Below are 19017 nucleotides of genomic sequence, written 5' to 3'. Positions count from 1 at the left end.
AAGATGATTAAAAAAATAAGTTTATGAAAAGAATTGCTAAGCTAAAGGTTATAGGGGCAGGACCAACTGGTTGTTTAACAGCCATTGCATTGGCACATAATAAATATGATGTCACATTGACCGATCTTCTATCTGAAGAACAATTGTTAAAAAGAGATAGGGTTTATGCTATTACTCACTCTTCTAGAAGGTTTTTTGAGAAAAATCATATTTGGAATGATTTGAATTCTATTATGAAACCTTTTAAAAGATTAATAATTGAAGATTCTTTTTTAAATAATAAAATAACTCTAGACAGAAATGATTTAAAGAAATGCAATTATTCAAGCAAAGATCTTGGTTGGATTATAGATCATAAAGATTTAATGGGATATTTATTCGAAAAAATTAAAAGAAATCAAAATATTAAATTGTTATTACAAAGTGATCTTAACGACAACTTTAATTCTTTTGATTATTATCTAGCTGCAGATGGGGTATCATCTTCATCCAGGAAAAAGTGGAATATTAAAAGGATGAGGATCCCTTATAATCAATCATGCATTACATTCAAAGCCTTATTACGTTCAATTAATACTAATGTAGCTTATGAAATACTTAGGCCTGATGGTCCTATGGCAATACTACCAATCAATTCAGATCTCTATCAAATAGTATTGACAGCCCCATCTAATAAATGTCATAAATTATTATCATTGTCATCAGCTGATTTTTTAGATAAGATAGCAATTACACTTCCCCCCTCTATAGAAATAGATTGTTTATATAATCAGCCTCAATGTTTTCCTCAAGAATTATCAATTGCATATTCATTAAATAGAGGAAATAATTTTCTTATAGGAGAATCAGCCCACTCTATTCATCCAATAGGTGGACAAGGATTGAATCTTTCAATAAGAGATATAGGAGCAATTATTGAGCTACTAAATAATTCTAGAGAACCTAATTCTTTTAGATTAAAAGAATATACTATTTTCATATTATCAAGATACATTGATATCTTAATGATTAGTTTTATCACAGATTCCCTTATAAGAATTTTCTCTAATAAATCATTACTACTAATACCCTTCAGAAGATTTGCGTTTACTATCTTAAATAAGTCAAGCTTCTTTAGAATTATTATACTATCGTTGATGACAGATGGTGCTATATTTAAATAATTTAAATTATTAATTTATGATATTAACTAGTCATAATGAACCACCTATTTCAAAGGAGATGATGGAGTTTCTCAACAAAGAATTTGAACTTTCTGATAATGCCATTAACCTTGCCATAAGACAATCTAAATATGAAGCAGCCCCATTGCCAATTATATTGCTAACATATGGTCTTATAAGTTTAGACAAATATCAGAAGCTTTTGGAGTGGGTTGATATTAATCATTAGTCAAACCTTATATGTATGAATAACAATTAATATTAAATTGTTATATGGTTTTAATCTTTTTATCTTTAATTCTAAATTCTTTAAATCTAATTCATCTATATGAATGCATTCAACTCCATTACGATCGTACAATTTCCCTTTAAACTGCTATCATATTAAAAATAATGATTTTGTATAACGGGAATTCTTTTATAGTATAAATATGGATCCTAACAAAGACTTTTCTATAAATACCTCAACAGCTAGGAAAGCTATAGAAAAGCTAGACATGCTTCTTTTATGCATAGAAAGTATCGATGTAAATGCCTCACAAGAATTCCTAGTTGTTTCAGAGCAACTTCATCTTAAAAAATATTTTCCTAATTATGTAATCTTTTGGAAGTCTCGTTGTCATAATCCCATGAGAAAAGCAACAACGAATGAAAAGCTATCATTAGCATCTTTTGAAGCCTTAATTGTTCTAATTTCTTCAATGTCAGAACGTTATTCATCTAAGATTAGGGAACTTATATCCTCTCGAACACCATCATCATTTCATAATTCAAATTGGGAAGCATTTAGTGTTAGATTTTCCCAACTTATTTCAGAACGTATGAATATTAGAAGAGAAGCTGTTCAGAACTATTTAAGAAAGATTAATGAATCTAATCAATTTTGTAAGGATCTTGTTATTACCTTAGCCTTGTCATCTGGTAAATCCGGTGTTAAAAGATTGCGTACAAGTGTCTTAAATATATTTTAATTTGATATGAAAAACTCATTTAATTATTCTAAAGGCATAGCAAATATAGATATAGATGGATTACCTGATTTCTCAATAAGTCAGGATTCTAACTCTATATCGATCATTCTTTCCTGGAAATTAAATCTGATAGGGTTAGCAACATTGGAAGGAAAAAAAGAACATCTTATAGATTTATTGTATGTTATCAAATCTTATTCTAATAAGTTTATTTATGATAGGGATATTTTAACTTCTGTTTCTACAGAATATGTTTCTATAACATATTCTAAAGATTATCATAATCTTAAATTAGTTAGTAGTAAAAAAGATGTAAAGCCTCTTTCACTTAAGTTAGATGATGCTGATTTTATTGATTTAACACTTTGCCTAGATAAAATATATGATGATAGTAGATTATTAATCAATTGGAAAACAAACAATTTTAAATTGAAAAAAACTAATAATTTATTAATATCAAATAAGAATGAATCGAGTTTAGCTTCTATCTTATTAGGTACCTTTTTAGTCTTAATTTCATCCATTTCATTTATTAACCTATCAAAAATCGATTTATCAGAACCAATTATATACGATACCAATAAAGAATCATTGTTTATTGATTAGTATAATTTTTTACATATCTTGACATTCTAGCCTTTCAAGTCAAAATGAAAACAGCTTTAATAATGAAGTTTGTCAAATAATAGATATATGAAGAAAAATTCAAAGGCATTTATATTTAGAGGTAAAACAGCCAAAAGTAAGTATAGGCAATTAATTGAAGCTTCTACAATGCTTGCTATTGGTATTAATATGATTATTTTCTTAAATTCATTACCTTCCGATTTTATTCAAAATCGACTATCTAAGGATACATGGCTACAATTAACATCTTCTTTAATTAGCCTTTTAGAATCATTCACTTTAATTGGAGGCGCCTTTATAGTTATATCATTGATACTTATTAGTTTATTGCTAATTATAGGTGCTCTATGGAGATTCTTAAAATTGTATATGAATAAAAGATCCTCAAATATTAGATCAAATGATCACACCCCTTAATAATTTATTCAATTCTGTATATATAAATAAAAAAATATACTCTACTAATTATATTTTTTAGTTCTATATGAAAGAAATTAGATTTTCTATAACTATTTCTATCATAAGTATTCTACTTTCTATATTATTTATTTTAACATCATATATTAATAATTCATTACTATGGATACCCTCAGGATTAGCAACAATAATAATTCTAATATTTACATTATTCGATGATAGTTATTTAAAAAGTCAATTTTCAGGTATCTCTGCTAATAAGATTATTAGAGTATTATTTATTTTACTTATTAACTCTATATTTTTATTTAGTTCTTTTTCAGGTCTTTCAATCATTATTAAATTCTTGTTTGAATCATTTCCTATAGAACTATTATACCCTACGGTTTTATTTTACTTTTTGATAATCTCTGCTAACATTGGACTTATACAAAAATTTTACAATGTTTTAAAATAATCCAAAGTTTGGCTTTATAGACGAATGCTTTATAATATATATTATTTAGTTATTTAGCTTACACTCATGGAATTATCTATTATTAAATTTAGTTCAGATGACTGTGGTACATGTCATAGGATGTCTCATTACGATTCTAAAGTTGTAAAAGAACTAGGCTTGAATTTTATAGATGTAGTAATGCAAGATGTAGTTCAATATAGAAAATACAGAAAAATCTTAATATCTAAATATCCTAATAAGGAAGGTATGGGATGGCCAACTTACTTACTTGTATCAAATGCAGATTCAGATTTTAATATAATAGGAGAAATAAAGGGTGGTATGTCCAAAGGTGATTTTCGCACAAAGTTGAAATCATTATCTGAAAAAATTGTTTAAATACAAATTATATTATCTTTAAATATAAAACTATTTATTTTCAGATTGTTTTTCAGATGGGTAAAGCCGAGAAATTCTATTTTCCTGATCTTCTTTATATCTCTTCTCTTTAATATTGTTATTTCTTATAGTAAGTAGTAGACCAGGTAGAAACCATAAACAACCAAAAAAAACTAACATAAATATTGGGTTCTTCCATGTCATATTTGCAATAATATCAACCATTAAATAAATATTTTTTAATTTAATATTATTATAGTTATAATAATTAGTTTTATCTTTAAATACTCTTAATTTATATTAAGTGTTGTAGTACTCTAATTTTAACTGTTATATGCCTGACACTATAACTACTAGAAAGGTAGTACTCATAAAGATTGCACCTATGGCTGCCATAGCTGCTAATAGTGAAATGTTCATTTATTTATTTTTTTTTTAAAATACTAGACATTATGCTTGAAAGACCAATTACTACACAAATATTAATTTTTTATTAAATTTTATCGACTCTTTGTAGCATATTATACAATTTATATCCATAAAATGGAAGTTTTTATTTATTTCCGCATTAATTAATGCTAGTTAGTAGATAAATCTTATAATAAGAATAAGGTTTTTTAATTAAAAATCTTATTATTATTCATTAGCATTTGATTAATTGTGAAAAATATTATTCAGATGTTCTCTAACAATGATTCTTTCATTCATTCTCTTGGAAATGAATCATTTGATAAATTAGGTTTTTCATCAAGTGAAGATTTAGAATTTGCTCTACAACCATTGATGGAAGAAACTCATCAGATAGCTTTAGACAAATAATTACTTGATAATACAAATTTATTTACTATTCCTACTATTAATTTTTTTCTCCAGAATATAATCTATTTTTTCTCCCATCATATCTGGAACTGTAATTTTACACCCTTTATCTTTTTTAAGATTACAGTCTTTAGATGATTTAGCAGTTTTCCAACTACATGGAACCTCAGATGATTCTGATGATTGTATAGACCAACCTTTTTGCAGGTATTTTTGTATATTATCTTTATTACAGCTTATCGAAATCTCAATTGTTTCTATATTAGATTTTTCTATTTTTAATCCATCTATTTTTATAGTCTCTAGTGAATTCTTGCTATTTATTAATTGACAACCAGATGATATACATAATATTCCTATGGTTATAGGAAAAAATTTTAGTATCTTCATATTATTTTTTTTTGTTCTTTTTTGATTTTGGATCAATTATAGATAATAGTAATTCCATTTGCTGCATCAGTTCTTTGATTTTATCAGCTTCTGGCATTTTTAATTCGTCAGTTACTGCCAAATGAATTGTCCTAAGTTCAGATCTAAGTCTTTTAAAATGAGACTTGACTTCTTCTTTTTTTTCTTTTGCTGTAGGCATTTAGGTTATCTAATTTGTAATATTCTATAACTTTTCATTAATATGTGTTTTGAATTGCGAGAATGGTAACTTTTAATCATTTCTGAAAATCACTTATCGTTTCTCTATAATTGATTTATCTAACACTATATAGTCTTATGGCTTTTAATTTGCTGGATATTTTGTATAGGAAATTATGGGTTCCTTTATTCGGGAGAATATTATACTTATTTGTTTCTTTAATAGAAGGTAGGAAATCGAATAAAAAACCTACATACTCAATTAATAATAATCAATTAGATATCAATGAATCTAAAAAGAATTAAACCTTTTATTAAATTATAATTTACCTCCATTGCATATATTTAATGAGTTTATATGAGTAGTTTGCTTGTTATCTATAGATTTTGTAGATCTCAAGGCTTCCTCTATACAAATATTTTTATATCTGTAGTTTTTTATAATTGGATTTATGTATATTACAGTGATTATTAAAAATAAAGTAAATTGAATATGTGGAAATTTGTTTTTTATATTCTTATTAACTAAGTCTTTATAAATAAGAAAATTTACAAGCAATTTTTCTGGTAGTCCTATTTGAACAAAGAGAATTTCTACCCACCAAGGTAGATCAGTTTTCTTTTTCTTTAGTTTAGACGAATCTTTTTTTTGATTGTTCTCTTCTGTATTAGTCATTGGAGAAATGATTTCCGAAACAGTTATACTGGGGATAACATTAATATATCTTAAACTATCATTATCTTCTGTTTATATGCTGTTTTTAAAACTTTTTAACATAATTAGATTACATTAATATTTCTATTTTGTGTATAATATAGCTATTATTATTTTATTGAATATTTAATCAATGCCCAAACGTAGAAGAAAACTATCTAAATCCTATGAATCACTGATTACAAAATCTCTTAAAGATATTGAACTCATCACTGCCAAAATACACGATATAGATGATGATGATATCAGATTAGAATATGCTATTGCTTTTTCTACAGTAAAGAAATTATTAGATCAAATACATATTAAATATAAAGAAATAGGTTATGATACTGATTCAGATGATTTATTTACTACATATTTAAATTCTCTAGAATCTTTTAAATCAGAATATGAAATATAATTTTAAAATTAGTATATTTTTATTATTAAATATTTTATATATATATCCATCTAATTTATATTCCCAGAATCTTACTGACTTAGAAAATATTTCTACCATTAATAAATTATACTCTTCGGATGTCCTTCTTAATTTCAACCCTCAATCATCATCTTTACCTATAATAGAATATGGCCCCTTAACCATCTATTCATCTAAGATCTTTAAAAAAAATAATGTTTTCATATTGCCTGGCTACAATTTAAATAAATCTATAATATTTATAGCAATTAATTGCAGAAAGAATAAAATAAATGTTACAGATGAAAATTTTATATGGAAGGAATGGTTATCACCTCAGCTTAATTTTGAGAAGTATCTCTTTGATGATATATGTTCTTAATAGCGTCTATATAATGTATTATATTAATATCCAAATATCATTTATAATAGGGTACAACCTTAAGTCTAACAGGATAATTTCTTCTATTTGGTCTATTGATAACCTTACTTGGCTCGTCCTTTTTTAATAATTTTTTTACGCATTTTGTATAGTTACTTGACCTCTGACATATTTTTGTTGCCTCTCTGGTATTTATAGCCATTCCCTTCCCATCTATAAAAACCAAAATTACTATAATCAGTAGACACTTAATCTCAGATTTTATTTTATGTTTTTTCATGATTGATTAATACTCAAGTCTTGTCTTAATTACTTATTAATAAGATAATAGCATTATTTAGTTTTGATCATTATATTATAAAAAAAAACTATGGCTACTACTACGGATATAGACGATGCAATGAATCTTATAAAGGAGGAGTTATTTTTAGATATGATCAACAACTTACAAGATATTATTGAGGATAGTTCTGATAACACATCTTTCAATTAATAGCTTGACTTATAATTCTTTCTACATCTTTCTTTTTAATATTTGTAATAATATATACTTCCTGTAAGCTCCTCCCTTTTCTGGCTTTAACCATATAACCACTAATAGTCTTTCGAAAAACTTTTAGCTCTAATTTCTCTTTATGTCCTTCTATTCTTTTTATCTCACCAGGAATAATTGTTTTTATACTACCCTCTTGACTAATCTTTTCCAAAACCTTAAGTAGACCTTCTAAATAAGTACTATGAGTTTTTACTATTCTTGCCATGCTATGTACATAGCTTCTCTTTTTTAGATTATAGTGTATTCCATCTAAATTTTATACTGTACTAGCTTTAATATTGTATAATTGATGAATATTCTTAAATATAATGCTTTTTACTTTTGCATGGGCTTCTTTAGCCGCCATATTTACTTTTTCTATAGCAATGGTTGTATGGGGGAGAAATGGTGATGGCTCAATCGATATCTAATTACTGGCAATCCTTCATTCATTTATCAGCATCTTCTTATATAACAGTCTTTATACTTTTTTTATTATTAGTTTTAACTATATGTGTCGCTTATATTTCATATATAGACTTTAAAGATAAAAGAAGAAAAAATGTAGAATAATCTTTTAACTAACTATCTCATTTTCTTTTCTTTCTGTTCTTTGGATGTTATCTTAATTAATTCTATTGCTTCTTCAATCCTTTTTATATTATTTTGATATTGAGTTAAGTCTTTTTTTATCTTTTCTTCTTTAAAACCTATAGACTTTCCAAACATTATAGATTTTTCTGTTATTTGATTAGTAGACATATTACTTCCATAATTATTAAGTATAAATTCATAAATACCTATTGAGTGCAACCTAGAATAGTAAGAATCTTTCATTATTAACTTGTCTAAATCATTTGCTTGATTACCTTCTTTTGAGTTATTCTTTAATAGTTCTGTTATTTCTTCTAAATTTAACTTTGATTTAATAGAATTAATCTTTGATGATAGCTCAATAGTATTGACGTAACTTATATCACATGAATTGCACAATGCTTCAAGGACTTTGTCAATATGATTTGTGGGTTCATATCCAATAGTAAATTTTTTAAATGATGATAAAAGCCCATAGGAGAAAATTCCATCTTGTTTAAACTCTTTTTGATTACTAATTAGATTAATTTCAACCAAATATTCATCTACTACTTTTCTATAAATAGATGGAATTACATAAGGAAAATCCTTATGAAATCTAGATTTGCTTTCGGAAATGGTTTTACGTTCTACCAACTTCTTTTTTGTTTGATTCTAAAAAGACCTTAGCAATTGCAATCTAGCAGTTAATATCGTGGAAACCGATCTTTTAAAAATGATTCCTATTGTAGTTGAGGAGACAGGAGGTGGTGAAAGAGCCTTTGATATATATTCCAGATTATTGAGAGAGAGAATAATTTTCCTTGGCGAACCTGTAACTAATGAGTCTGCCAATAGAATTGTTGCTCAACTACTTTTTTTAGAGGCTGAAGATCCTGATAAAGATATCTTTTTATATATAAATTCCCCTGGAGGCTCTGTTTATGATGGATTTGGTATTTTCGATACTATGCAGCATGTAAAACCTGATGTGCATACAGTTTGTGTTGGTTTAGCAGCTAGCATGGGAGCATTTTTGCTTTCAGCTGGGGCAAAAGGTAAGAGAAGCAGTCTTTTACATTCGAGGATAATGATTCATCAACCTCTTGGAGGAGCTAGAGGTCAAGCAACAGATATACGTATACAGGCAGATGAAATACTATTTCTCAAAAATAGAATTAATAATGAATTATCAGATAGGACAGGCCAACCTCTTTCTAAGATAGCTGAAGATACAGATAGAGATTTTTATATGTCTCCTTCAGAAGCGATTAAATATGGTTTAATCGATAAAGTATTCAATAAGAAACCAGTTGAAATAATATAAATATATCATTGTTAATTAGCTAATATATTTTCTGTTCTTTCTTTCTTAGGCACATCTGTATATTTGGACAAAACGTTTATTAGTTCCTCTCCATCAATAGTTTCTTTCTCAATAAGTAAATCTACTAATTTATCAATAACTTCTCTATTCTTTGAGATTATTTCAATAGTAGCAATATAACAGGTTTTTACAATCTTTCTAACTTGCTCATCGATTTGTTGAGCTATGGAATCTGACATCTCAGTTCTTGTCATAAGGTCTCTGCCAATAAAAACTTCTTGTGAGTCATTCTCTAGAGAAATTGGACCTAGTCGGCTCATCCCAAATCTTGTAACCATTTGCCTAGCCATTGAGGCTACTTGTTGGATATCTCCTCCTGCTCCAGTTGTTACTTCTCCAGTACCAAAAATTACATCCTCTGCTGCTCTACCACCAAGTGCACCCATTATTCTTGCAGTTAGTTGGGATCTACTTACTAACATTTGATCTTCATCTGGAGAGAACCAAGTAAGACCTTTAGCTTGGCCTCTTGGTATTAGTGTGACTTTTTGAACAGGATCATGATCTTTTAAAAGTGATCCAACTATTGCATGACCAATTTCATGATATGCAATTAGTCTTTTACTTCTCCCATCAGTAAGAGGTTGTCCTTCCATGCCTGCAATAATTCTATCTACAGCATCATCTATTTCTTTAATTCCAATTGATTCTTTTCTTCTTCTTGCTGTAAGAATAGCAGCCTCATTTAATAAATTTGCAAGATCTGCACCAGTAAAACCCGGAGTTCTTCTTGCAATACTTTCTAATGAAAGTAATTCATCTAATTTCTTATTTTTAGAATGAACATTTAAGATCGATAATCTTCCTTTTATATCTGGAGCATCAACTGTAACTTGCCTATCAAATCTTCCAGGTCTCAATAAAGCAGAATCAAGAACATCTGGCCTATTTGTTGCTGCAATAATGATAATTCCACTATTACCTTCAAATCCATCCATTTCTGTCAAAAGTTGATTTAATGTTTGTTCTCTTTCATCATTTCCTCCTCCTATACCTGCGCCTCTTTGTCTACCAACAGCATCAATTTCATCTATAAAGATTAAGCAAGGACTATTCTCTTTAGCTCTTTTGAATAGATCTCTGACTCTACTCGCCCCTACTCCAACAAACATCTCAACGAATTCAGAACCAGATAATGAGAAGAATGGAACCCCAGCTTCTCCAGCAATTGCTTTTGCTAATAATGTTTTTCCTGTTCCCGGAGGCCCAACTAAAAGAGCACCTTTTGGAATTTTTGCTCCAACTGATGTAAACCTTTCAGGTTGTTTTAAAAAAGTGACAACTTCCTGTAAATCTTGCTTGGCTTCTTCTACACCAGCTACATCATCAAAATTAACTCCTGTTTCTGCTTCCATTGCAAATCTGGCTTTAGTTTTACCAAATTGCATAGCCTGACCAGGACCACCTGGCATTGAACTAGATCTTCTTGCTAATAAAATAAGACCAATGATTAAAAAAGCTGGAAATATAAGATTGCCAATAAACCCAATACTTGGAGGGTCTTTGGGAGGATGAATATCAAAGCTAATTGACTGTTCCTTTAGCCTTGAGATCAATTCTGGGGTTAAACCTGGAAGATCTACCCTTATTCTTTGTACTCTATTATCAAATTGTGGTTCAACAGCTTCCACTACAGCTGTTTTACCACCTTCAAAAATATCAACGGATGTTACTTTCCCAGAGTCTATATAATCAATAAATCTTCCATAACTCATTTTAGAAACAGCTGTATTCCTTGCAGCTACTGAGGTATTGGTGGTATTTATTGAATTATTATTGCTATTACTGAAGATTTGCCATGTCAAAAGAACTATTATAACCATTGGAATTATCCATAAGGCTATTGATCTAAATTTTGGATTCATGAATCTCTTAAAGCCTTTACTATCATAAGAGAAAATATAACGATATCGTGGAATTTTTTGATAAATATATTTTAGCGAACTAAAAATATTATTTAATCAAGCATTCTTATAAGCTGCGCAAGGCAACAATTGGATCTAATTTAGCAGCTCTTCGTGCTGGTAATACTCCAAAGATTAAACCAATAGAACCAGAAAGACTTACAGTAAAAAGGATTACGCGTATTTCAATGTTTGCTGGCAAAGAAGTTGCTAATGCAATCAGGTTAACTGATCCTAATCCTATAAATGTGCCAAACACACCACCTAATACTGCTAGAATAAGAGATTCTATTAGAAATTGTAATAAAATATCAGAATCTCTTGCTCCAATAGCTTTTCTTAAACCTATTTCTTCTGTTCTTTCACTTACTGATACTAACATTATATTCATTATTCCTATCCCACCAACTAATAATGAAATACCACCTATTGCAGCAAGCATTAATGTTAAACCACCTGTAATTGTTGAAACTATTGTTAAAGCATCCTTTTGAGACCTTACAGCAAAATCATCATCTTTAATAATATTATGTCTTTGCCTTAATAGATTTGTTATTTGAAACTTAGCGGCATTTATTGCTTTTGAATTTGTAGCTTGAACACTTATAAAGCTTAAACTAATTCCATATGTTGGATCTTTTCCAGATATACGATTAACCATAGTTGATAAAGGAATGTATAAGTTTTTATCCTGATTACTACCAAATACTGCTCCCTTAGGTTCCATTATTCCAATTATTACAAATGACTGATCTTTTATTCTTATCTTATCGCCCAGGGAATTTTTATTGTTAAAAAGATCGTTATTTAATTCATGACCAATAATAACAACATTCTTTGCTCCATTTATATCATCATCAGAAATAAATCTTCCATTCGCAATATCAAAACTTCTAACAGGAAGAAATTCTTTTGTTACTCCTATTACTGTAGAACTAATACTTTTTGATTGATATTGAATAACTTCATTTGATGATATTTGGGGTGCTACTTCTTTTACTGATGGAACTTGTTCTTTTATAGCAATAGCATCTTTTAAAGTTAAATTCTTTGGAAAAGCTACTCCTCTCCTTCTAGTATCATTATTACCTGGAACAACAAAAAGTACATTTGCACCTAAATTACTTAACTGATTAGTAGCTAATTTTTGTGCTCCTTTACCAACCCCAAGTAATGTTATAACAGATGCATTGCCAATTATTATTCCTAACATAGTCAAAGAACTACGTAATTTATTAGACTTTAATGTCTTTACAGACATTATTAAGATTTCAGATAATGATACTTTTCTTGCCATTAAAAATTCAAATATTAGTTTTTTTCTCTTTTTTAATATCAATTTCCTCGGGAACTATTCCTACCTTAATTAAATCAGTAGAACCGCTTATACCTGTTAGTGTTCCAGCAGTTTGAACAACCAAATCATTGGGGCTTAGTATTTTCATTTTCATGGCTAATTTCATAGCTAAAGAAAAAGTTTTAGTGGTGGTTTCTTGAGTATCTATCATTAATGGAATTACTCCCCATACAAGTTGAAGTCTTCTAGCAACAGTTATTTCATTAGTAATTGCTAGAACAGGTGTCGCAGGCCTGAATTTACTTACATTATGAGCAGTAGCCCCACTCTTTGTTAAAGGGAGGATAGCAGCAGCATTTAATTGTCTAGCAATAGTACTAACAGCGGCACTTATTGCATTAGGAATAGTACTTGGGAGGTGACTTTCTATTGCTCTCTGTGGATAATCTCTTTCTATTCTTCTTGCTATTTTTACCATTGTTTCAACAGCCTCTATAGGGTAATCACCTACTGCAGTTTCATTTGAAAGCATTACTGCATCTGTTCCATCAAGAATTGCATTAGCTACATCACTTACTTCTGCTCTGGTTGGTCTAGGACTTGATGCCATTGAATCTAACATCTGTGTTGCTGTAATTATTGGAATACCAAGGCTATTAGATTTTTTAATTAGTTCTTTTTGTAGTAATGGAACTTCTTCAGCATCAATTTCAACACCTAAATCACCTCTGGCAACCATAACTCCATCACATAATTGAAGAATAGAATCAATTTGATCAATAGCTTCGAATTTTTCAATTTTTGCTACAACAGGTGTTTCGTAACCATGGTTTTTAATTAAATGTTTTATTTCTTTTATATCAGAAGGATCTCTTACAAAACTTAAGGCAACCCAATCAACTCCTTGAGAAAGTCCAAATTCTAAATCTTTTCTATCTTTATCAGTTAATGCCTTTATTGATAATTGAACATCTGGAAAGTTAACACCTTTATTATTTGAAAGTATACCTCCAACGGTAACTTTACATTTAAGTTTATTGTTAGTTAAATCTATCTCTTCAACTATCATTTCTACTTTTCCATCATCAAAGAGAATTCTTTTCCCTGTTGTCATTTCTTGAACTAAATTTTCATAGGTAACATTAGCTATTTCTTGATTGCATATAGTTTCTTTGGAAGTTAGGTAAAAGATATCACCCTTTTTTAAATTTATTGGTCCATCTTTAAATCTTCCTAGACGAATTTTAGGACCCTGAAGATCTTGGAGAATTCCGATATTTACATCAAGATCAGATGCAACTTCTCTTATGGTTTTTATCCTTTGAGAATGCTCATCATGATCTCCATGTGAGAAATTCAATCTAAAAGTAGTTGCACCTGCTTTAATAAGTTCAGATATCTTTTCTGAACTTTCTGTTGCGGGACCAATTGTTGCAACGATCTTTGTTCTTCGTTTTAGGTCTATCATATTCATTTCAAGAAGCTTAGCTCTTCAGAAAAATACCATCTTGTGTGCACTTTGATTGCCTCTTAGCTTTTCTACTTTCTTATCATGGACCTTAATCAGTACCAAGACAAATCTAGAGAAACAGCTCGTTATCCTGATGTAGGAAATAATCCTATTTATCCAACACTAGGCCTTGCTGGTGAATCTGGTGAGGTTGCAGACAAGGTTAAGAAGGTCATTAGAGATAAAAATGGGGTATTCGGTGAAAATGAAAAGATTCAAATTAAACTTGAATTAGGAGATGTCCTTTGGTATGTAGCTCAATTATCAAGTGAGCTGGGCTTTAAATTAGAGGATGTGGCAATTACAAACATTGAAAAATTATCAAGTAGGTCTAAAAGGGGGGCTATTTCAGGTGATGGAGATAACAGGTAAAATTAGGAGGCCTAATTTCTCATGCAAAGCTATTAATTAAATTACTATTTACTACAGCAAATTGAAGATTAAGTAGCATTGATTCAACTACATTTAAAAGTATAAATGCAAGAATAGGTGATATATCAAGCCCTCCTATAGCAGGTATTATGCCCCTAAATAAGTTTAGATATGGATCAGTTATAGAACTAACGCTACTCAAAATAGGATTGGACCAATCTATATTAGGAAACCACGTTAATAGGACTCGTAATATCAGTATGTAGGAATATATTGATACTGTTTGACTTAATACTCCAAAGATGTTTGAGATGACTGTTGACATCCTTAAAATGATAATTATGGTCTAATTTAAGCAGCTTTTTTAGGATCTGTCTCCTTTATATCAGGAATTACAGTGAATGTCCGATGAAATTTTTCTGAGAGGGTTAACCAAAAAGAACGACCATCACGTTGTCTCTTCCTTTCTATAAAATTTATTGCAAGAAGCTCTTTGATATGTTCATAGGCACCAGAACCTCTTAGCTCAACTAGATCAGATTGAAGGATTCTTTTTTTCAGAGCAATAGTTGCAAGTGTTCTAAGAGTTGCCCCGGAAATATCAACGGGGAGTAAGTTTTGTACTAATTCTCCGAGTCCTTGTCTTAATTGAAGGCTATATTTTCCATTTTTATCTTTAATTTCAAGAGCAGTGTCTCTTTGTGAATACCCAGCAATAAGAGCAAAAATAGATTCTTCTATATGTGATTTAGATTCCTTTAAGATGTCGGAAATTTCATCTGAAGATAAAGGCTTACCTTTCAAATAAAGAACAGCCTCTATACGTGCAGGCAGAGATATTTTTATATCGTCTGAAATTTGATTAGGGATTGCTTTATCAGTGATAGCTCTTTTGGCAATTCACTTTAAAAATAACCTGATTAATCAATCTGCGCACCTAAAAATAATTTATAAGCAGGGTTTTTAGTTTCTTCCCAATTTTTATAGCCTATTTCATTTAGAAAGTTCTCCCAGTTAGCAAGATCATCTTTTTTTACTAATACACCAATAACTATCCTCCCAATATCTGCCCCATGGTTTCTATAGTGAAAAATACTTATGCTCCACTCAGGTTTCATTGCTTCGAGAAATTTCATTAATGCTCCAGGTCTTTCGGGAAATTCAAACCTATAAAGCAATTCCTTATATTCCTTAGATGATTTGTTTAAACATGACATAGGAAGTCTTCCGCCAACCATATGACGTAAATGTAATTTAGAAAACTCGTCATCACTTAGATCAGTTAAATTATAACCTGACTTATTAAGTCTTTTTGTTATTAAGTCTCTATCTTCATCATTTTGTACTTCAATTCCCATAAATATATTTGCTGAATTTCCAATAGATAATCTGTAACTAAACTCTGTAAGATTTCTATTTCCTATAGTTGCACAAAACCTTTTTAAAGATCCTGCTTCTTCTGGGATTTCAATTGCAAACATTGCTTCTTTTTTTTCTCCTAGAACTGATCTTTCAGCTACAAATCTAAGCCTTTCAAAATTCATATTGGCTCCACAAGTTATAGCTATAAGATTCTTACTATTTAATTTTCTATTATGCACATCAGATTTCAATCCTGCTATTGATAGAGCTCCAGCAGGTTCCAAGATAGACCGAGTATCTTCAAAAAAATCTTTAATTGCAGCACAAGTTTCATCTGTATTTACAGTAATCATATTATCTACATAAGTTTTGGCTAATTCAAAATTTAATGCACCTACTTCTTTAACAGCTACACCATCAGCGAACAACCCTACAGTTGATAATTCAATTCGTTTTCCTGCTTTTAATGAATCTGTCATTGCAGATGCATCTTCTGGTTCAACCCCAATTATTTGAACATCAGGCCAAAGTGTCTTTATATAAGTAGCTACGCCAGCTATTAATCCGCCGCCGCCTACAGCTATATAGATTGCATCAGGCTTGGTATCTATTTGTTGAAGAATTTCTATGCCAATAGTCCCTTGTCCGGCGATTACTTCTGGATCATCAAAAGGGTGAATAAAAATCAATTTCTCCTTTTTACTTATTCTTTTAGCTTCTAAATACGCTTCGTCATATGTTTCTCCATATAATATTATTTCAGCATTTAAGGCTTTAACGGACTTTATTTTCATAGGTGGAGTGGTAATTGGCATTACTATTACAGCTCTACAATTTAGATATGAGGCGCTTAACGCTACTCCTTGTGCATGATTCCCAGCACTTGATGCTATTACCCCTTTTTTTCTTTCATCTTGAGTTAAGTTAACCATTTTGTTATAGGCACCTCTTAGTTTGAAAGAAAATACTGGTTGTAGATCTTCCCTTTTAAACCAGATTTTATTTTGCAACTTATTACTTAGATTCCTAGCTTTTTCTAGGGGTGTTTCTTTAGCAACGTCATAAACTCGTGCTTTAAGAATTTTTTGAAAAATCTCCTCCATTTTAAGATTCTGGCAGCTTTTTAGTTAATTGTTTTCTACATTCCATTTTCGTTAGGTAAAAATCTTTTCGAAATGCATTAAAAGGCCGTAGATTAATTGAAAATAACTTCTACGGTTATGAGATTGAGCGAAGTTAGTCATCCTAATCAACTCCATGGCTTGACTACAGCTCAACTTGAAGACATGGCTTGCCAGATTAGGGAAAGGCATCTTCAGGTTGTTTCTACAAGTGGTGGTCATTTAGGCCCAGGATTAGGAGTAGTTGAATTAACACTTGCCCTTTATCAAACCTTAGATCTTGATGAGGATAAAATTGTATGGGATGTTGGTCATCAAGCATATCCTCATAAATTAATTACAGGTCGCTATTCCAATTTTGATTCTTTAAGACAAAAAGGTGGAGTAGCTGGATATTTGAAACGTTCAGAAAGTTTATTTGATCATTTTGGTGCTGGGCATGCAAGTACTTCAATATCTGCTGCACTTGGGATGGCATTTGCTCGAGACCGTTTAGGAAAAAATTATAAATGTGTCGCTGTAATTGGAGATGGAGCACTTACTGGTGGAATGGCATTAGAAGCTATTAATCATGCCGGACATCTTCCAAATACTCCTTTTTTAGTAGTACTAAATGATAATGACATGTCAATTTCTCCACCAGTTGGAGCACTTTCTACATATTTAAATCGAATGAGGCATAGTCCCCCCATTCAATTTCTTTCCGATAGTGTTCAAGAAGGTGTGAAAAATTTTCCTTTTATAGGCAAGGATATACCTCAAGAAATTAAATCATTGACAGGAAGTGTAAAACGACTAGCTGTTCCAAAAGTAGGAGCTGTATTTGAGGAATTAGGATTTACTTATATGGGACCAATAGATGGTCATGATATATCTGAAATGGTTCGTACTTTTCAAGCAGCACATCGTATTGGTGGTCCAGTATTAGTTCATGTTGCTACCACTAAAGGTAAGGGATATCCTTACGCAGAAGCTGATCAAGTTGGATATCACGCACAATCTGCATTTGATTTAACTACTGGTAAATCCATTCCTTCAAAAACCCCAAAACCACCTAGTTATAGCAAAGTCTTTGGTCAGACATTGGTAAAAATATGTGAGCAAAATAGCAAGGTGATTGGGATTACAGCAGCCATGGCCACAGGGACAGGTCTTGATTTGCTTCAGAAGGCTATACCAGATCAATATGTAGATGTTGGAATTGCAGAACAACATGCCGTCACCCTTGCAGCAGGTATGGCATGTGATGGATTAAGGCCTGTTTGTGCTATTTACAGCACTTTCTTGCAAAGAGCTTTTGACCAATTAATACATGATGTTGGTATCCAAAACTTACCAGTTACTTTTGTTCTTGATAGAGCAGGGATTGTTGGTGCTGATGGCCCTACTCATCAAGGTCAATATGATATTAGCTATTTCAGATCTATACCTAATTTTACCGTTATGGCACCCAAAGATGAAGCAGAGCTTCAAAGAATGCTAGTTACATGCCTTCATCATGACGGACCCTGTACATTGCGGATTCCAAGAGGCCCTGGTGAAGGGGTGACTTTAATGGAAGAAGGATGGGAGCCATTAAAAATAGGTCGAGGAGAGGTCCTTTCTGAAGGTGATGATTTATTAATAATTGCTTATGGGGCAATGGTTGCTTCCGCTAAAGAAACTTCCAATATTCTTAAAAAATCTGGTATTTCTTCAACAGTTGTAAATGCGAGATTTTTAAGGCCTCTTGATCAAGCATTAATACATCCATTAGCTAGACGAATTGGTAAAGTCGTTACCATAGAAGAAGGAACACTTTTAGGAGGATTTGGCTCAGCTATTGTTGAATCATTTGCAGATCAGGATTTAAAGGTTTCAACATTAAGAATAGGTATACCAGATAAATTAGTTGATCATGCTAGCCCGCAGCAAAGTAAAGAGGCACTTGGTTTAACTCCAAATCAAATTACTCAAACTATATTGAAAAGATTTGGATGGGATAAGTCAGATTCGATTTATGTTGGTAATTCAAATACAGAATCACTTTAGTT

General features: G+C 30.5%; 23 protein-coding genes and 1 pseudogene. 13 read left to right on the top strand and 11 right to left on the bottom strand.

The features are described from left to right. The first annotated feature begins 23 nt into the window (after window positions 1-23). From O5636_RS02165 to O5636_RS02135, 7 genes are all read left to right on the top strand, one after another. Complete coding sequence (locus O5636_RS02165) at window positions 24-1163, top strand: FAD-dependent monooxygenase (protein ID WP_269622982.1); 1140 nt, start codon at window positions 24-26, stop codon at window positions 1161-1163. A 16-nt stretch (window positions 1164-1179) separates the two neighbouring features. Beyond that, window positions 1180-1392 (top strand): DUF2949 domain-containing protein, encoded by a 213-nt coding sequence (locus tag O5636_RS02160; RefSeq protein ID WP_269622981.1) that lies wholly within the window; start codon window positions 1180-1182, stop codon window positions 1390-1392. 202 nt (window positions 1393-1594) lie between these two features. Next, window positions 1595-2134 (top strand): DUF3038 domain-containing protein, encoded by a 540-nt coding sequence (locus O5636_RS02155; protein WP_269622980.1) that lies wholly within the window; start codon window positions 1595-1597, stop codon window positions 2132-2134. Between the two features lie 6 nt (window positions 2135-2140). Beyond that, entirely contained in the window at window positions 2141-2740 is a 600-nt protein-coding gene (locus O5636_RS02150; RefSeq protein ID WP_269622979.1) for a DUF4335 domain-containing protein, read from the top strand. An 87-nt stretch (window positions 2741-2827) separates the two neighbouring features. After that, complete coding sequence (locus O5636_RS02145; RefSeq protein ID WP_269622978.1) at window positions 2828-3178, top strand: hypothetical protein; 351 nt, start codon at window positions 2828-2830, stop codon at window positions 3176-3178. Between the two features lie 523 nt (window positions 3179-3701). Further along, window positions 3702-4016: a thioredoxin family protein gene (locus tag O5636_RS02140; protein WP_269622977.1), complete on the top strand. Its 315-nt coding sequence runs from the start codon at window positions 3702-3704 to the stop codon at window positions 4014-4016. Window positions 4017-4676: 660 nt separating this feature from the next. Next, on the top strand, window positions 4677-4835 hold the full coding sequence (locus O5636_RS02135; RefSeq protein ID WP_269622976.1) for a hypothetical protein: 159 nt from the start codon (window positions 4677-4679) through the stop codon (window positions 4833-4835). A gap of 18 nt (window positions 4836-4853) precedes the next feature. On the opposite strand, the gene O5636_RS02130 is transcribed toward O5636_RS02135, so the two are convergent. From O5636_RS02130 to O5636_RS02120, 3 genes are all read right to left on the bottom strand, one after another. Then, entirely contained in the window at window positions 4854-5225 is a 372-nt protein-coding gene (locus O5636_RS02130) for an alpha-2-macroglobulin (protein ID WP_269622975.1), read from the bottom strand. Window position 5226: 1 nt separating this feature from the next. After that, window positions 5227-5424, bottom strand: a complete 198-nt coding sequence (locus O5636_RS02125; RefSeq protein WP_269622974.1) for a hypothetical protein — start codon at window positions 5422-5424, stop codon at window positions 5227-5229. Window positions 5425-5742: 318 nt separating this feature from the next. Beyond that, window positions 5743-6099 carry a hypothetical protein gene (locus O5636_RS02120; RefSeq protein WP_269622973.1) on the bottom strand — a complete coding sequence of 119 codons (357 nt, stop codon included), beginning with the start codon at window positions 6097-6099 and terminating at the stop codon, window positions 5743-5745. A 172-nt stretch (window positions 6100-6271) separates the two neighbouring features. Between O5636_RS02120 and O5636_RS02115 the strand changes: the two genes are divergently transcribed. Then, window positions 6272-6541: a hypothetical protein gene (locus O5636_RS02115; RefSeq protein ID WP_269622972.1), complete on the top strand. Its 270-nt coding sequence runs from the start codon at window positions 6272-6274 to the stop codon at window positions 6539-6541. 752 nt (window positions 6542-7293) lie between these two features. Further along, the gene (locus O5636_RS02110; protein ID WP_269622971.1) at window positions 7294-7416 is read left to right on the top strand and encodes a hypothetical protein; all 123 of its coding nucleotides are present in this window, start codon (window positions 7294-7296) and stop codon (window positions 7414-7416) included. On the opposite strand, the gene O5636_RS02105 is transcribed toward O5636_RS02110, so the two are convergent. After that, the gene (locus tag O5636_RS02105) at window positions 7409-7684 is read right to left on the bottom strand and encodes a DUF2103 domain-containing protein (RefSeq protein ID WP_269622970.1); all 276 of its coding nucleotides are present in this window, start codon (window positions 7682-7684) and stop codon (window positions 7409-7411) included. The two genes, O5636_RS02110 and O5636_RS02105, sit on opposite strands and share 8 nt — an antisense overlap. 103 nt (window positions 7685-7787) lie before the next feature. On the opposite strand from O5636_RS02105, the gene petN reads away from it, so the two are divergent. Further along, window positions 7788-7889 (top strand): cytochrome b6-f complex subunit PetN, encoded by a 102-nt coding sequence (gene petN / locus O5636_RS02100; RefSeq protein ID WP_072013319.1) that lies wholly within the window; start codon window positions 7788-7790, stop codon window positions 7887-7889. 154 nt (window positions 7890-8043) lie between these two features. Here the strand turns inward: petN and psb29 are convergent, their stop codons facing one another. After that, complete coding sequence (gene psb29, locus O5636_RS02095; RefSeq protein WP_269622969.1) at window positions 8044-8688, bottom strand: photosystem II biogenesis protein Psp29; 645 nt, start codon at window positions 8686-8688, stop codon at window positions 8044-8046. Between the two features lie 79 nt (window positions 8689-8767). On the opposite strand from psb29, the gene clpP reads away from it, so the two are divergent. Then, a complete protein-coding gene (gene clpP, locus O5636_RS02090; protein ID WP_269623503.1) occupies window positions 8768-9358 on the top strand; it encodes an ATP-dependent Clp endopeptidase proteolytic subunit ClpP in 591 nt (196 codons plus the stop codon). Between the two features lie 11 nt (window positions 9359-9369). On the opposite strand, the gene ftsH is transcribed toward clpP, so the two are convergent. The 3 genes and pseudogenes from ftsH to pyk form a co-directional block, all read right to left on the bottom strand. After that, a complete protein-coding gene (gene ftsH, locus O5636_RS02085) occupies window positions 9370-11283 on the bottom strand; it encodes an ATP-dependent zinc metalloprotease FtsH (protein ID WP_269622968.1) in 1914 nt (637 codons plus the stop codon). A gap of 106 nt (window positions 11284-11389) precedes the next feature. Beyond that, on the bottom strand, window positions 11390-12619 hold the full coding sequence (locus tag O5636_RS02080; protein ID WP_269622967.1) for an ABC transporter permease: 1230 nt from the start codon (window positions 12617-12619) through the stop codon (window positions 11390-11392). Between the two features lie 52 nt (window positions 12620-12671). Then, window positions 12672-14093 (bottom strand): annotated as a pseudogene (pyk, locus tag O5636_RS02075) (pyruvate kinase); the annotation flags it as partial. A 78-nt stretch (window positions 14094-14171) separates the two neighbouring features. On the opposite strand from pyk, the gene O5636_RS02070 reads away from it, so the two are divergent. Continuing rightward, window positions 14172-14501: a nucleoside triphosphate pyrophosphohydrolase family protein gene (locus O5636_RS02070; RefSeq protein WP_269622966.1), complete on the top strand. Its 330-nt coding sequence runs from the start codon at window positions 14172-14174 to the stop codon at window positions 14499-14501. Between the two features lie 19 nt (window positions 14502-14520). On the opposite strand, the gene O5636_RS02065 is transcribed toward O5636_RS02070, so the two are convergent. The 3 genes from O5636_RS02065 to ilvA all read right to left on the bottom strand — a co-directional run bounded on the left by O5636_RS02065 (window position 14521) and on the right by ilvA (window position 16966). Further along, window positions 14521-14826 carry a YggT family protein gene (locus O5636_RS02065; protein ID WP_269622965.1) on the bottom strand — a complete coding sequence of 102 codons (306 nt, stop codon included), beginning with the start codon at window positions 14824-14826 and terminating at the stop codon, window positions 14521-14523. A gap of 26 nt (window positions 14827-14852) precedes the next feature. Next, window positions 14853-15359 carry an SMC-Scp complex subunit ScpB gene (scpB, locus tag O5636_RS02060; RefSeq protein ID WP_269623502.1) on the bottom strand — a complete coding sequence of 169 codons (507 nt, stop codon included), beginning with the start codon at window positions 15357-15359 and terminating at the stop codon, window positions 14853-14855. Window positions 15360-15421: 62 nt separating this feature from the next. Continuing rightward, window positions 15422-16966: a threonine ammonia-lyase, biosynthetic gene (ilvA, locus tag O5636_RS02055; protein ID WP_269622964.1), complete on the bottom strand. Its 1545-nt coding sequence runs from the start codon at window positions 16964-16966 to the stop codon at window positions 15422-15424. A gap of 117 nt (window positions 16967-17083) precedes the next feature. Between ilvA and dxs the strand changes: the two genes are divergently transcribed. Further along, window positions 17084-19015, top strand: coding sequence for a 1-deoxy-D-xylulose-5-phosphate synthase (gene dxs, locus O5636_RS02050; RefSeq protein WP_269623501.1), 1932 nt, complete (start codon window positions 17084-17086; stop codon window positions 19013-19015). Window positions 19016-19017 lie beyond the last annotated feature (2 nt).

This window comes from Prochlorococcus marinus str. MIT 0918 (genome assembly GCF_027359415.1).
In the GTDB taxonomy this organism is placed as follows: Bacteria; Cyanobacteriota; Cyanobacteriia; order PCC-6307; family Cyanobiaceae; genus Prochlorococcus_E; species Prochlorococcus_E marinus_C.
Note: the sequence above shows the minus strand (reverse complement) of the source record. Positions and strands in the feature narration are given on the sequence as shown.

Coding starts and splice junctions, on each gene's coding strand:
- O5636_RS02165 (WP_269622982.1), top strand. CDS start 24: ATGAAAAGAATTGCTAAGCTAAAGGTTATAGGGGCAGGACCAACTGGT.
- O5636_RS02160 (WP_269622981.1), top strand. CDS start 1,180: ATGATATTAACTAGTCATAATGAACCACCTATTTCAAAGGAGATGATG.
- O5636_RS02155 (WP_269622980.1), top strand. CDS start 1,595: ATGGATCCTAACAAAGACTTTTCTATAAATACCTCAACAGCTAGGAAA.
- O5636_RS02150 (WP_269622979.1), top strand. CDS start 2,141: ATGAAAAACTCATTTAATTATTCTAAAGGCATAGCAAATATAGATATA.
- O5636_RS02145 (WP_269622978.1), top strand. CDS start 2,828: ATGAAGAAAAATTCAAAGGCATTTATATTTAGAGGTAAAACAGCCAAA.
- O5636_RS02140 (WP_269622977.1), top strand. CDS start 3,702: ATGGAATTATCTATTATTAAATTTAGTTCAGATGACTGTGGTACATGT.
- O5636_RS02130 (WP_269622975.1), bottom strand. CDS start 5,225: ATGAAGATACTAAAATTTTTTCCTATAACCATAGGAATATTATGTATA.
- O5636_RS02125 (WP_269622974.1), bottom strand. CDS start 5,424: ATGCCTACAGCAAAAGAAAAAAAAGAAGAAGTCAAGTCTCATTTTAAA.
- O5636_RS02120 (WP_269622973.1), bottom strand. CDS start 6,099: ATGACTAATACAGAAGAGAACAATCAAAAAAAAGATTCGTCTAAACTA.
- O5636_RS02115 (WP_269622972.1), top strand. CDS start 6,272: ATGCCCAAACGTAGAAGAAAACTATCTAAATCCTATGAATCACTGATT.
- O5636_RS02110 (WP_269622971.1), top strand. CDS start 7,294: ATGGCTACTACTACGGATATAGACGATGCAATGAATCTTATAAAGGAG.
- O5636_RS02105 (WP_269622970.1), bottom strand. CDS start 7,684: ATGGCAAGAATAGTAAAAACTCATAGTACTTATTTAGAAGGTCTACTT.
- petN (WP_072013319.1), top strand. CDS start 7,788: ATGCTTTTTACTTTTGCATGGGCTTCTTTAGCCGCCATATTTACTTTT.
- clpP (WP_269623503.1), top strand. CDS start 8,768: ATGATTCCTATTGTAGTTGAGGAGACAGGAGGTGGTGAAAGAGCCTTT.
- ftsH (WP_269622968.1), bottom strand. CDS start 11,283: ATGAATCCAAAATTTAGATCAATAGCCTTATGGATAATTCCAATGGTT.
- O5636_RS02080 (WP_269622967.1), bottom strand. CDS start 12,619: ATGGCAAGAAAAGTATCATTATCTGAAATCTTAATAATGTCTGTAAAG.
- O5636_RS02070 (WP_269622966.1), top strand. CDS start 14,172: ATGGACCTTAATCAGTACCAAGACAAATCTAGAGAAACAGCTCGTTAT.
- O5636_RS02065 (WP_269622965.1), bottom strand. CDS start 14,826: ATGTCAACAGTCATCTCAAACATCTTTGGAGTATTAAGTCAAACAGTA.
- ilvA (WP_269622964.1), bottom strand. CDS start 16,966: ATGGAGGAGATTTTTCAAAAAATTCTTAAAGCACGAGTTTATGACGTT.
- dxs (WP_269623501.1), top strand. CDS start 17,084: ATGAGATTGAGCGAAGTTAGTCATCCTAATCAACTCCATGGCTTGACT.